The sequence below is a fragment of the Occallatibacter sp. genome (genome assembly GCF_035317045.1).
Lineage (GTDB): Bacteria > Acidobacteriota > Terriglobia > Terriglobales > Acidobacteriaceae > Telmatobacter.
Window position 1 is genome coordinate 282,636 of sequence record NZ_DATHHT010000040.1, and the last position, 13,986, is coordinate 296,621.

Annotated in this window: 10 protein-coding genes; 5 read left to right on the forward strand and 5 right to left on the reverse strand. The window is 59.8% G+C overall.

Going from position 1 to position 13,986, the window contains the following annotated elements:
* Window positions 1-35 precede the first annotated feature (35 nt).
* The 3 genes from VK574_RS20440 to prpB form a co-directional block, all read right to left on the reverse strand.
* The gene (locus tag VK574_RS20440; RefSeq protein ID WP_472801723.1) at window positions 36-1,481 is read right to left on the reverse strand and encodes a bifunctional 2-methylcitrate dehydratase/aconitate hydratase; all 1,446 of its coding nucleotides are present in this window, start codon (window positions 1,479-1,481) and stop codon (window positions 36-38) included.
* Between the two features lie 92 nt (window positions 1,482-1,573).
* Entirely contained in the window at window positions 1,574-2,737 is a 1,164-nt protein-coding gene (prpC, locus tag VK574_RS20445; protein WP_472801724.1) for a bifunctional 2-methylcitrate synthase/citrate synthase, read from the reverse strand.
* Between the two features lie 47 nt (window positions 2,738-2,784).
* Window positions 2,785-3,684, reverse strand: a complete 900-nt coding sequence (prpB, locus tag VK574_RS20450; RefSeq protein ID WP_472801725.1) for a methylisocitrate lyase — start codon at window positions 3,682-3,684, stop codon at window positions 2,785-2,787.
* Window positions 3,685-3,809: 125 nt separating this feature from the next.
* On the opposite strand from prpB, the gene VK574_RS20455 reads away from it, so the two are divergent.
* From VK574_RS20455 to VK574_RS20465, 3 genes are all read left to right on the forward strand, one after another.
* Window positions 3,810-4,361 (forward strand): DUF2911 domain-containing protein, encoded by a 552-nt coding sequence (locus tag VK574_RS20455; protein ID WP_472801726.1) that lies wholly within the window; start codon window positions 3,810-3,812, stop codon window positions 4,359-4,361.
* A gap of 101 nt (window positions 4,362-4,462) precedes the next feature.
* On the forward strand, window positions 4,463-4,798 hold the full coding sequence (locus VK574_RS20460) for an FmdB family zinc ribbon protein (RefSeq protein ID WP_472801727.1): 336 nt from the start codon (window positions 4,463-4,465) through the stop codon (window positions 4,796-4,798).
* A gap of 100 nt (window positions 4,799-4,898) precedes the next feature.
* Window positions 4,899-7,382: an endonuclease MutS2 gene (locus tag VK574_RS20465; protein ID WP_472801728.1), complete on the forward strand. Its 2,484-nt coding sequence runs from the start codon at window positions 4,899-4,901 to the stop codon at window positions 7,380-7,382.
* A 344-nt stretch (window positions 7,383-7,726) separates the two neighbouring features.
* Here VK574_RS20465 and VK574_RS20470 read toward each other — a convergent pair whose 3' ends face one another.
* The gene (locus VK574_RS20470) at window positions 7,727-8,836 is read right to left on the reverse strand and encodes an MBL fold metallo-hydrolase (RefSeq protein WP_472801729.1); all 1,110 of its coding nucleotides are present in this window, start codon (window positions 8,834-8,836) and stop codon (window positions 7,727-7,729) included.
* A 63-nt stretch (window positions 8,837-8,899) separates the two neighbouring features.
* On the opposite strand from VK574_RS20470, the gene VK574_RS20475 reads away from it, so the two are divergent.
* Entirely contained in the window at window positions 8,900-10,609 is a 1,710-nt protein-coding gene (locus tag VK574_RS20475; protein ID WP_472801730.1) for an amidase, read from the forward strand.
* Between the two features lie 84 nt (window positions 10,610-10,693).
* Window positions 10,694-11,248 (forward strand): glutathione peroxidase, encoded by a 555-nt coding sequence (locus VK574_RS20480; RefSeq protein WP_472801731.1) that lies wholly within the window; start codon window positions 10,694-10,696, stop codon window positions 11,246-11,248.
* 98 nt (window positions 11,249-11,346) lie between these two features.
* Here VK574_RS20480 and clpB read toward each other — a convergent pair whose 3' ends face one another.
* A complete protein-coding gene (gene clpB, locus VK574_RS20485) occupies window positions 11,347-13,971 on the reverse strand; it encodes an ATP-dependent chaperone ClpB (protein ID WP_472801732.1) in 2,625 nt (874 codons plus the stop codon).
* Window positions 13,972-13,986: the final 15 nt, after the last annotated feature.

A 13,986-nucleotide genomic window follows, 5' to 3' on the forward strand; every position in this document is an offset into this window, starting at 1 on the left:
ACCGCAACCGCCCGCGGTTCGAGAGCGAGACGAATTCACACAACATACAAATCCACGTACTCACTCACCGGCATCCGCTCCAGCCTCTGGCGATCAAGAGACACATCCAGAATCCGCCGTTGCTGGTCTGTGCCAAATCGCCGCGCAAGGTTCCGTTTGAATTTCTCCACCAGCAGCGGCATCCCTTCCTTGCGTCGCCGCTTGTGTCCGATGGGGTACTCGACCGTCTCCTCCAGCACTGTTCCGTCTGCGAGTTCAATACGCAGCGAGTTCGCAATCGACCGCTTCTCCGGAGCGTGATAATCCCGTGAAAATTGCGGCTCTTCCACGCACACGACCTTCGCTCGTAGGGCGTCAATGCGTGGGTCGCTCGCAACTTGATCCTCGTAGTCCGCTGCGGTCAGCTGTCCGAAAATCAGCGGAATCGCAATCATGAACTGAATGCAATGATCGCGATCCGCCGGATTCGAAAGTGGCCCTTTCTTGTCGATGATGCGCAAACATGCCTCATGCGTGCGAATCGTGATCTTCCGGATATCTTCGGCTGTCTTGCCCTGTGCATGCAGCTTGCCGCGCAATGTCATCGCTGCTTCCACCGCTGTCTGCGCATGAAACTCCGCCGGGAAGCTGATCTTGAACAACACGTTTTCCATCACGTAGCTGCCATACGGTCGCTGAAATTTGAACTCCTGCCCCTTGAACGAAACGTCGTAGAAGCCCCATGTCTTCGCAGTCAATGCCGACGGATACCCCATTTCGCCGGCCTCCGCCATCAGCGCCAGTCGCACCGCCCGGCTGGTTGCATCGCCCGCCGCCCAGCTCTTTCTCGAACCCGTGTTCGGCGCATGTCGATACGTCCGCAAACTCTGTCCGTCCACCCACGCGAGCGAAATCGCATTCAATGTCTGCTCGCGCGTCATCCCCAGCAGCCAGCACACCACCGCCGTCGATGCCACTTTCACCAGCACCACGTGATCGAGCCCCACCTTGTTAAAGGAGTTCTCCAGCGCAATGCACCCCTGAATCTCGTGTGCCTTGATCATCGCTTCCAACACCCGCCTCATCGACAGAAGGGGGCTGCCCCCCGCAGGGGTCCGCGACAGCCAATCCGCCACTGCCAGAATTCCGCCCAGGTTATCCGACGGATGTCCCCACTCCGCTGCCAGCCACGTGTCGTTGAAATCCAGCCAGCGAATCATCGCGCCAATGTTGAACGCCGCCTGCACAGGATCAAGTTGGAAACTCGTCCCCGGCACACGCGCACCATGCGAAACCACGGTCCCCGCCACGATCGGCCCCAGCAGCTTGGTGCATGCCGGATATTCCAAAGCCTCAAGTCCACATCCCAGCGTGTCGATCAGGCAATAGCCTGCCGTCTCATACGCAAGATCACTCTTGATTTCATACCCAAGCGCATAATCCGCAATGTCAGTGAGAACTCTATCGGGAGCCGGCCGTTCACTACTAATGTGCGATGACACTTATTCTCCTGCTCCGAATCTGGGTGCCCATGTCTCGATTCTGAGACATGGGAGGTGATGTCGATTTGACCGTTATCCAGGGTCGAAACGCACTACGCCCGTTTCTCGATCGACACGAACTTTTTATCTTCAGGTCCCGTATACACCGCCGACGGCCGGATAATCTTTCCATCCTGCCGCTGCTCAATCACGTGCGCGCACCAGCCCGCAGTCCGCGCCATCACAAAAAGTGGCGTAAACAGATCCACCGGCACGCCCATCAAATCGTACGCCACCGCGCTGTACCAATCCAGGTTCGGAAACATCCGCTTGGCATCTTGCATGGTGGTCTCAATCCGCTCGGCAACATTGAAGAGCCGCGTATCTCCGCCCGCCTTTGCCAGCCCGCGCGCCACTTCCTTGATAATGTCGCTGCGCGGATCGCTGATGGTGTACACCGGATGTCCAAATCCGATAATCACCTCACGCTCGGACACACGTCGCCGCATGTCCGCGTCGGCCTCGTCCGGCGTCTCATAGCGCTTCTGGATCTCGAGCGCAACCTCATTCGCGCCCCCATGCTTCGGACCTTTCAACGCACCGATCGCACCGGCAATACACGAATAGATATCCGATCCCGTCCCTGCAATTACACGCGCCGTAAACGTCGAGGCATTGAACTCATGCTCCGCATACAGAATCAGCGACGTCTGCATCGCCCGTGTCCACTCTTCGCTCGGCGCCGTGCCATGCAGCAAGTGCAGAAAATGCGCGGCAATTGAATCCTCAAATCGCTCCACCTCGATGCGCCGTCCATTGCGTGCATAGTGGTGCCAATACAGCAGCATCGATCCCAGGCACGCCAGCAGCGTATCGGCAATCCGGCGTGCGCCGCTTTCCTTGTGGCTTTCGCCCTCTGGCAGCACGCAGCCCAGCGCCGAAACTCCTGTTCGCAACACGTCCATCGGATGCGTCGACGGCGGCAGCAGCTCCAGCGCCTGCTTCACCGCAGCGGGCAGGCTGCGCAGCGGTCGCAAGCTGGCCTTGTATGCCGCAAGCTCCGCGACGTTAGGCAACTTGCCATGAACCAGCAAATAGGCAACTTCTTCAAATTCGCAGTGGCCTGCCAGGTCCTTGATGTCGTATCCGCGATAATGCAGATCGTTCCCGCTGTGCCCCACCGTGCAAAGCGCAGTTGAACCAGCCGGCGTTCCCGACAGCGCAACTGATTTCTTCGGCTTGAACGCCACTGGTGCAGAATTGGCTTCGTTGCTCATTGCGACCCCCGCAGAGCATCAAGCTAAAGGATCAACGGCAAAAGTGTCTAGCCGCCTTGTTTACCCCGCGCAAATAGGTCGTCGAGTTTCTTCTCATACGCGTGGTAGTCGAGGTATTTGTAGAGATCGGCCCGCGTCTGCATTATCGGGATTACATGCTTCTGCGTTCCCTCGGTGCGGATTGCCTCATAAACCTTCAGCGCCGCCGCATTCATCGCCCTGTAAGCCGCACAGCAGTAAAGAATGATGTCCACTCCCGCAGCCGCAAGTTCCTCCCGCGTCCACAGTGGCGTCTGCCCGAACTCCGTAATGTTCGCCAGGATCGGCACACCCACAGCCTTGCGAAATTCCGTGTATTGCTGCAGTTCGGTCGCGGCCTCCGCGAAAATCATGTCTGCGCCCGCCGCCACGTAGGCCTGCGCCCGCTCCATCGCCGCTTTCAGCCCCTCACCCGCAAGCGCATCCGTTCGCGCCATAATCACAAAGCCTCGATCGGTGCGCGCGTCGACCGCCGCCTTGATCCGATCCACCATCTCTTCTGCCGGGACAAGCTCTTTTCCCGGCCGATGCCCGCAGCGCTTTGCACTCACCTGGTCTTCCATGTGCACCGCCGCCGCGCCAGCGCTGATCATTGATCGGATTGTCCGCGCAATGTTAAATGCCGATCCCCATCCCGTATCGATATCCACCAGCAGCGGCACTGTCGTAACCTCGGTAATCCGCCGCACATCCGTCAGCACATCTTCCATCGTGCTGATCCCCAGGTCCGGCATTCCCAGCGAATTCGCTGCCACTCCGCCGCCCGAAAGGTACAGCGCGCGAAACCCCGTAGCCTCCGCCATGCGCGCCGTGTAGGCATTGATCGCACCCACCACCTGCAGCGGTTTCTCCTCCGCTACCGCGGTGCGAAACCTTTCACCCGGCAATCCATTCCGTGTCTGCTGCATACAGTGCCCTTCCGCCGCATCATAGCAGCAGGAACGACCAGGCTTTCCCACCCGCACCCTCTAGTGCGACAATCGTTCCCGTTGCAGCGGCCGCTGTTTCCAGCCGCTGCGGAGGAGAATCACCCATGAAGCCTCTCATTATCTGCGCAGGCCTTCTCTTTGCTGCGACCGCTCTCATCGCACAGAAGGCCCCTCCCAAGAGCCCGCCAGCCAAAGCGACAGCGACCATCGGCGGCCACGAAATCACCGTCACTTACTCCTCGCCCGGCGTCAAAGGCCGCGAAGGCAAAATCTTCACCGCCGATGGCCTCATCAAAACCAGCGGGGGATCGCAGTACCCCATCTGGCGCGGGGGTGCCAACGCTGCCACCACGCTCCACGCGGACGGCGATCTCATGATCGGCGATCTTTCCATCCCCAAGGGCGACTACACCCTCTTCGTCGACATCTCCAACCCTGACCAGTGGACTCTCCTCGTCAACAAAAAGACAGGGGAATGGGGCCTTGCCCACGACGGCTCGCAAGACCTGGGCAAAACCAAAATGACCATGAGCAAGCCCGCAACCATGGTTGAAAACCTTGTTTACACACTCGAAGACGACGGCGGCGGCAAAGGCACTCTGACGCTGGCATGGGAAGACCATTCCGCGTCCGTGCCCATTACCCTGCACAAATAACCGGCGCGCAATCAACATACGGCAGGGCGCGATCTCGACTCCCACCGCCCTGCCGCTACAATAGATATAGAGTTTTATCGCTTCCGGAGAGTCGAACAGCCTTGCCCCTTTACGCTTATCGCTGCACAACCTGCGGCAACAAATTCGAAAAAATCCAGAACTTCTCCGCCGAGCCGGAGACCGTCTGCCCCAAGTGCGGCAACGCCACGCTGATTCGTCCGCTTACCGCGCCCCGCCTGAATTTCAAAGGCGCCGGCTGGTACATAAACGACTACGCTCCCAAAGGTTCCGACTCATCGTCTGAAACTTCCAGTGAGTCGAAACCGGCCGAATCCAAAGACGCCACGAAATCCAGCGAACCTGCTTCCAGTGCCTCAACCACCTCGTCCGCCCCGTCTGCTCCCGCCTCGACTCCCAAGCCGTCCACTGACAGCTAAGCCATTTTCCAATCGCCCGCAGTGTCAGCTGGGTGCCCCATGTCTCAAGTTTGAGACATGGGATGGATGCTCACCCGCCTAACCCGCCCCGCTAAACTGAATGCATCCCGTGCCTCTGCTCGATCCCATCCCGTCCCCCGTCGAAAACGCCGACACCGCCGCCCTCGAATGGGAGCCGCTACTCGCGTTCCTCTCCGGATATGCCGCATCCCCTGTAGGCCGCCAAGCCATCCTCGCTCTCCAACCCTCCACGGACGAAGCCTGGATCATACGCCAGCACCAACTCACCGGCGAACTCCGCCTGCTTCTTAGTGAGCAAGTCTCCATCCCTCTCGGCGGCCTCTTCGACCCCACGCAACTCGCCGCCAAAGCGCAGATCTCTGGCGCTGCCCTCGAAGCCGCAGAATTCCAATCGATCGCCCGCATCGCCAACGATGTTGCTGCCTGGCAAGCCCTGCTGCGCGAGCCCCCCGCCCGCGTTGCCGGAAAACTGCCTCAACTCTCCGAGCTTTCCTCCGCCCTCGCCGGCTCGTCATTAAAGCCGCTAGCCGAATCCATTGAGCGCAAGATCCAACCCGACGGCACTCTCGCCGACGATGCATCGCCCGAGCTCAATCGCATCCGCCGCGAGCAGGAACGTCAACAGCGCGCCATTGAAGAGTCCCTCCGCGCCGCTTTGCGTCGTCTCTCGGGCGAAGGTTCCACGCAGGAAGATCTCATCACCATCCGCGGCGACCGCTTTGTCATTCCCGTGCGGAGTGAACTCAAGCGTCGCGTATCCGGCGTCGTTCACGGCACCAGCTCATCAGGTCAAACCGTTTACGTCGAGCCGCTCGAAACCATCGAGCAGAACAACGAGCTAGTCCGCCTCATTGAAGAGGAGCAAGCCGAAATCCATCGCATCTTCGTCGCGCTCACCCGTCAAGTCGGCGGCTACGCGCATGCATTAGTCGAAGGCGCCCGTGTTCTCGCTCTAGTCGACACGCTGCTCGCCCGCGCCCGCTTTGCCCGCGACTACGACTGTATCGCTCCCGTAATTACGCCCCACCTGCTGTCGCTCAGCAATGCACGCCACCCGCTCCTCGAGCGGCATCTCCGTGCAACCGGCGGTCATATTGTTCCACTCACTCTGGAGCTAACCACCGACGCCCGCCAGCTCATCATTAGCGGCCCCAACACCGGCGGCAAAACCGTCACCCTCAAAACCACCGCGTTGCTGGCCATGATGGCCCAGGCTGGACTTCCCATTCCCGCTGTTGCCGCCAGCTTCCCCATCTTCACCGCGTTCCTAGCCGACATAGGCGACGCCCAATCCATCGAGGCCGAGCTCTCCACTTTCTCTGCGCACATCGTTAATCTCAATCGTCTCTCGCGTCTCGCCGATGCAAGCTCTCTCGTCCTTCTCGACGAACTCGGTTCGGCCACCGACCCCGAAGAAGGTGCCGCGCTCGCGGTGGCAGTTGCTGCGCACTTCCTCGCATGCCGCGCGTGGACGCTCATCTCTACGCATCACACCTCGCTCAAGGTCTACGCCGCCAACACCCCGGGCGTGCTCAACGCTGCCGCCGGCGTCGATGAAGCTAATCTCATTCCCAACTACCAGCTCCGCCTCGGCGTCCCCGGTGCCTCCGCCGGCATTCAGACCGCTGAGCGCCTCGGACTCAACCGCACCATCGTTGCCTCCGCCCGTGAGCGCCTCGGCTCGCAACAAGTCGACATCGCCCGCTTCCTCGATAAGCTGCACGACGATCTCTCCGCTCTTGAAGCCGAAAAAAGAGCCGCGCGCGAACAGCAGTACGCCTTGAACCAGGAACGCGCCAAACTCGCCCGCGAAGGTGACGTAGAACTCCGCAACCGCACCCGCGAACTCGAAACCAAGCTCGCATCACTGATGAAGGAATTCGAATTCCAGATGCGCGAGAACGTCCGCGCCATTGAGGATCGCGCCGCACAACAAAAGCTGTCCAAGGAAGCCGAGCGCCGCATTAACCGCCTCCGCCGCGAATTTCAGGAGAGCTTCAACCAGACCGTCGTCGCCCACCGCACCGGCGCCGATGCCGGCGACGCCAACGCGCAGCCGCATCTTCTGCGTCATATCGCCCCCGGCGATCAGGTTCGCATCAAGTCCATGAACAAGATCGCCATCGTCCAGCGCGAAATCGAGAAGGACCTCTTCGAAGTAGCCCTCGGCCCCATCAAGATGCGCGTCAAACGCGACGACTGCTCCGCAGTTTCACTCTCTGGTGGAGATACCAGCCAGACAAAAGCCGACCCCCTGGCCGCAGCCCGCAAACAGAAAGGAGTCCACATCTCCGTAACCAGCGCCAACACCGACGATATGCGCATGGAGATCAATCTAATCGGCCGCACCGTCGACGAGGCCACCGAAGAGTTGGAGAAGTATCTCGACCGCGCCTTCCTCGCCGGCCTCCCGCGCGTCCGCATCATCCACGGCCACGGCGCCGGCATCCTGCGCCGCGGCGTCCGCGACTTCCTAAAGTCGCACCCCCACGTGGCCACCATCGCCGAAGCCCCCCAAAACGAAGGCGGCCAAGGCGCCACGTTAGTCGAACTCCGCCAATAGCCGCTATATCCGCAAGACGAAAGCACTGCATACGCAAGACAAAAGCTCTGTATCCGCGAGAAAGAAAGCTCTGTCATTCCGACCGAGCAGAGCGAGCGGAGGAACCGGCAGCTGCTTTCATGCGCCGTCATCACCACACATTGTCATTCCGACCGACCAAAGGGAGTGGAGGAACCTGCAGTTGCTTTCATGCGCCGTCATCACCACACGTTGTCATTCCAACCGACCAAAGGGAGTGGAGGAACCTGCGGTTGCTTTCGTGCGCTACCCGAATCCGCAAACTCACCCCAAGCCAGCTGAATGAAAAAAGTCCGCACCGGAAATATCGTACGAGAGCGCGGCCCTTAATCCGCCCCCGCTGCCTCAACTGCCGGTTCCTTTTCCAGCCAACTCTGCCCCTCGCCCAGCGCCGTCACGCGATCAGAAACCCAAGCGCATTCCGCCGCCCGCATCAACCGCGGCAACGGTTCCTCCATTGGCTCGCGCCCCAGCCGAAACGTCCCGTAATGCATCGGAATCATGACCTCGCTCTTGAGATCCAGAAAACCCTGCAGCGCCTCCTCCGGGCTCGTATGCACCGCGCGATAGCTGTCCGGAAAATACGCGCCAATCGGCAGCAGTGCAATCTCGGGCTGCAAGCGACGCCCGATCTCTGCAAACCCGCCGAAATACGCCGTGTCCCCCGAGTGATAGATCGTCGGCCCGCTCGCCGATTCGATCACGTACCCTCCGAATCCGCGATGCGTGTCCTTGAACATCCGTGCTCCCCAGTGCCGCGCAGGCGTCGCCGTGATAGTGATGCCATCCTGCCCCACCAGCTGCTTCGGGCTCTCGCCCAGTTCAATCGGAATCAGGCGCCCTCTCTCACCCTCCGCGCGCGGAGTATTTTCGAACTGCGTCGATTGCCACCACGTCAGCGATTCGACGCGCGCAAATCCGAGATCCGCCACCAGGTCTTCAACGCCCCCTGGCACGATCGCCACCGGAGCAGCCAGTCCGCGCCTCCGCATCTCCCGCGTAATCGCTCTCAGTGAAGGGCGATTCAGGTGATCCATGTGCGCATGCGTTAGCAGCACCGCATCGATCGGCGGCAGATCCGCAACCCGCAATCCAGCCCGCCGCTGGCGGCGCAAAACAATCAGCCGCGTTGCAAACACAGGATCGATCAGCAGGGCGCGGCCCGCTGTTTGAATAAGAAAAGAGGAGTGCCCGATAAACGTGATTGCCGTCTCGCCCGATCGAACCTCAGGTGGCTTCGCCGCTTCTCCGGCGAGGGGTTTTGCGTGGCTCTCACGCACCAGCCGCCAGAGTTGCCCAAGCTTCTTCATCCAGAACGGAATCTCCATCTTCATGCGCACCCGATAGATAGATGCCCGGCGAACGCTGAACGACCCGCGAATATTGTCAAGCGCGCCGCCTCTCAACCCCGTCATTCCATTCAGCGTGCTACGCATGCAAGAAAGACGCTCCAACCCAAAACGCTGAACTCCGACCACTGCGCCTGCTATCGTGCCAACATGCGCAGCTTCCTGCTCCTTCTCGTGATCGCTTTGCCCGCAATTGCCAAGAGCAGTTCAGGCCCATCCCTGCGCGCTCAAATGGATCGCGACCTGATGGAGGTCACGGTCGATCGCCTGCACCAGCTCTACCGCGAACACCGCTATACGGTCACGCAAGTTGTGCAGTGGCACCTCGATCGCATCGCCCGCTACAACGGCATCTATCGCGCCGTACAAACGGCGAACACAGCAGCAGCACTCACTGAAGCTGCACGCGAAGACGCCGAATCCAAGCAGCCGGGCTTCAAACCAGGCCTTCTATGGGGCGTACCCATCGTGACCAAAGCCAACACCAGCATCAAGGGCCTCGTTACAACCGACGGCTATCGCGGCTACATGATTCCCGGCCACGAACTAGTCGCCCCGCGCGATGCGACGATCGTCACAAAGCTGCAGGCAGCGGGCGCCATCATCATCGGCGTTACCAACATGCCCGACTTTGCCGCCAGCGATACCAACCGATCCACTGCGTTCGGCAGAACGGGCAACGCCTACGACGTGCGCTTCTCGCCCGGTGGTTCATCGGGAGGCACCGTCACTTCGGTCACGTCGAACTTCGCAGTGCTCGGCAACGGAACCGATACCGGCAACTCCATCCGCATGCCCGTCGCCACCAGCAATCTCGTCGGTATCTTTCCCACGCGCGGCCTGGTCAGCATAGCCGGCATTGCTCCGCTTGATTGGCAGCTCGACAACACCGGACCCATCGCGCGCGACGTAGCCGACGCGGCCATCGCACTTACCGTGATGGTCGGCGCAGACCCGCTCGATCCCGTGACCACCGACTCGCAAGCAAAAGCCCAACCCGGCCCCTACACGCAATACCTCAAGCCCGGCGCTCTCAACGGAAAACGCTTCGCAGTTCCGGCCTTCATTCTCGACGGCGATTCGCCGGCATTCCAGGGAGTCTGCCCAAACGCCACGCCCGATCAACTCGCTCAATCCCAAAAAGATTCTTTCCTGCCGCCGAAACCTGAAACCCGCGCCATGTTCATGAAGGCGGTCGAAGAATTGCGCGCCGCAGGCGCCACCGTACTCGTCGATCCCAACATCCTGCCTGACAGCTTCGCCGACGAGGCCACTCACATCTGCACGTTGCCCTACATCCGCGAAGGCACTAACAAATTTCTCACTCTCTTCGGACCCGCGCAATATCACTCTGCGGACGAGTACGAGAAGTCCACCGGTAAGCCGCTCCCCGCAACCATCATCGGCGGAGGCCAGACCGGCATGTCCAGTCTGCCAAACATCCAGCAGGCGACCCTTGAAAGCGATTCCGATGCTGAGGCTACGCTGCTGGGCCCACGACGCCGAGTGCTGGAGATGTACGAGAAAGAGCTCGACCGCCTGCATCTCGATGGCTTTGTCTATCCCGCCGCACAAATGCCGCCGCCCGATGAAACCATGCCGCAGGACGGCCAACTGAGTGGTGGCCCGCACTCCGCCACCGGCTGGGTCAACATGCTTGGCGTCCCCGCCATCAGCATCCCGGCCGGTTTCTACGACACCGGCCTCCCCTTCGGCATTGAGATCAGCACCCGAAAGTGGCACGACGGCGACCTGATCAGCTGGGCCTACGACTACGAACTCAAGACGCATCACCGTCGCCCACCCGTGCTCGTCGATCGTGGCCTGTTGCCGCACGCAGCACGGCCGCCAGAGCCATAGCGTTTTCCATTGACATTCTGTTGACAATCAACCGGGGCCGGCCCCTTATCATCGACTTCAGCCCCGGCTTTAAGGAGGATTTCCGTGCGCAAACCTATATTGGCTTTGATGGTGTTTCTGGCTACAACCGCAATGTTCGCAGCAACTGCAGGTAGCATCTACGACTTCACGATCAACTCAATCGATGGCAGGCCAGTCAGCCTCAACAGCTACAAGGGCAAAGTTGTTTTGCTCGTGAACGTGGCCAGCAAATGCGGATTCACGCCGCAATATGCAGGCCTCGAGGCGCTCTACGAAAAATACAAAGATCGCGGCCTGGTGATCGTGGGTGTGCCCGCGAACAACTTCGCCCAGCAGGAGCCCGGAACCAACGAGGAGATCAAGACCTTCTGCTCACGCAAGTACAACGTGACCTTCCCCATGATGGCCAAGGTCTCGGTGCTCGGTGACGATAAAGCTCCGCTTTACCGCTATCTCACCGACAAGTCCGCCGATCCGAAGTTCGGCGGCGACATTAAGTGGAATTTCACCAAGTTCCTCTTCGACCGCAACGGCAATCCAGTGGCCCGGTTTGAGCCTGCAGTCACTCCCGATTCCCAAGAAGTTCAGTCCGCCATCGAATCCGCTCTAGGCAAATAGCAAGACGACGAATTCGAATCTACAGAGATCGCCGCAAACAAATCGGGCTCTGCTTTCGCAGAGCCCGATCGCTTGTTCACTGACCACTTTTCACTGCCTTAGGCCATCGCCTCGCGCCCCATCGGCTCAAAGTGCAGCTCGTTCGATTTCCGATTCACGTCAATCCGCACGTGCGCCCCATGCAGAATTTCGCCATTCAGAATTTTGATGGCCAGCGGATCCTGCACCATCCGCTGAAGTGCGCGCTTCAACGGCCGTGCACCATAAGCGACATCGGATCCGGATGCGAGAACCAACTCACGTGCTGACGGCGTCAGCTCCAGCGAAATCTGCCGGTCTTCCAGCAACTTTCCAACTTCGGCCAACCGCAGTTCGAGAATGGCCTCAAGTTGCGCATGACCGAGCGGACGGAAGATCACCATGTCGTCCACGCGATTCAGAAACTCCGGCCTGAAATGCTCGCGTAGCACACGCATCACGCTCTCACGCGCCATGTCAAAGTCGTGTTCGGTCTTCAGTGCCTCCGTTGCGAGGAAGCCAGCGCCGAGGTTCGATGTCATGATCAATACCGTGTTCTTGAAGTTCACCGTGCGCCCCTTCGCGTCCGTCAATCGCCCATCATCCATGATCTGCAGTAACACGTTGAACACATCCGGATGCGCTTTCTCGATTTCGTCGAACAAGATGACAGCATATGGTCTGCGCCGTACTGCCTCAGTCAACTGGCCGCCCTCGTCGTAGCCCACATATCCTGGAGGAGCTCCGATCAACCGCGCCACCGCATGCTTCTCCATGTACTCGCTCATATCGATGCGGACCATCGACTGCTCATCGTCAAAGAGAAACTCCGCCAAAGCGCGCGCCGTCTCCGTCTTTCCCACACCTGTAGGCCCAAGGAAAATGAACGAACCGATCGGCCGCTTAGGATCGCTCAACCCTGCACGAGAACGCCGAATCGCGTTCGCCACTACGCTTAGCGCCAGATCCTGTCCGATGACGCGCTCGCGAAGCCGCTCTTCCATGTGGATGAGCTTGTTTACTTCGCCCTCAAGCATCTTCGAAACGGGGATCCCGGTCCACTTGCTCACAATCTTGGCGATGTCCTCTTCGTCGACTTCTTCCTTCAGCATCCGTGCAACGCTTGAGGTGCCATCCTGCAGCGCATTCAGCTGCTTCAATTCAGCTTCCAACTTGGGCAGCTCACCATACTGGATTTGCGCTGCCCGATCGAGCTGACCTTTGCGCGTCTGCTCCTCTGCTTCGAAGCGCAGCGCCTCAATCTTCTTCTTCAAATCACTGATCCGGCTGATGGCATCCCGCTCCATTGTCCAGCGAGCACGCAGAGCGGTCGTCTGCTCCTTCAGTGTTGCCAGTTCGCGCTCAACCTCTTCACGCCGGCCGCGGCTGTTCGCGTCGGTCTCACGCTTCAACGCAGCCTTCTCGATTTCAAGCGAAGTCGCCTGCCGCTCGAGCTGATCAATCTCCGTTGGCACCGAGCCGATCTGGATCGCCAGAGAAGCCGCGGCCTCGTCCACGAGATCGATGGCCTTGTCCGGCAGAAAGCGGTCGCTGATGTAGCGATGCGACAGCGTAGCTGCTGCCACAATTGCCGAGTCCTTGATGCGCACGTTATGGTGCGCCTCATACCGGTCCTTCAATCCGCGCAGAATCGCGATCGTGTCTTCGACGTTCGGCTCGCCGACATACACGATCTGAAAACGCCGCTCCAGCGCCGCATCCTTCTCGATGTATTTGCGGTACTCATTCAGCGTGGTTGCGCCAATAGCCCGCAGTTCGCCGCGCGCCAGCGCCGGCTTCAGCATATTGCTCGCATCAATTGCGCCTTCAGCTGCGCCAGCACCCACCAGTGTATGCAACTCGTCGATGAACAGCACAATCTGTCCGTTCGACTCTTCGATTTCCTTCAGCACTGCCTTCAGCCGGTCTTCAAATTCGCCGCGATACTTCGCGCCTGCCAGCATCGATCCCAGGTCGAGGGAAATAACGCGCTTGTCGCGCAAGCTCTCGGGAACATCGCCGGAGACAATGCGCCGCGCAAGCCCTTCGACGATGGCGGTTTTGCCCACGCCTGGCTCGCCGATCAGCACTGGATTATTCTTTGTGCGCCGGCTCAATACCTGGATCACCCGGCGGATTTCCTCGTCACGACCGATCACCGGATCGAGCTTGCCGCGCCTCGCCAGCTCCGTCAGGTCCTTGGCATATTTTTCAAGTGCCTGGAACTTGCCCTCGGGACTTTGATCAGTCACGCGCTGCGATCCGCGTACGGCCGTAAGTGCCTGCAAAATAGCCTCGTGCGTGGCGCCAACTGCGATCAGCGCATCGCGTGCGGCATCGCCCTTCTGATGCGCTACTCCCAGCAGCAGGTGTTCGGTCGAGATGTACTCGTCCTTGAAGTTCGCGGCTTCACGGAATGCCTGGTCAAGCACCTTGGTCAGCGCGGTGCCCGGTCCGGGCTGTGCGGAACTACCCTGCACCCGGGGAAGTTTCTCCTCAATCTGATGCAGACTGCTTTCCAGCCGCTCCGTAGGGACACCGATCTTCTCGAGCACCGCCGGGATCACACCCTCACGGTCCTCAATGAGCGCCAGCAGCAGATGTACCGGTTGGATCTCGGGGTTCCCGAACTCCGTCGCACGCCCCTGCGCCTGCTGCATCGCTTCTTGCGACTTTACGGTCAATTTTTCCCAACGAATAGCCATGATGTAGTCCTCAGT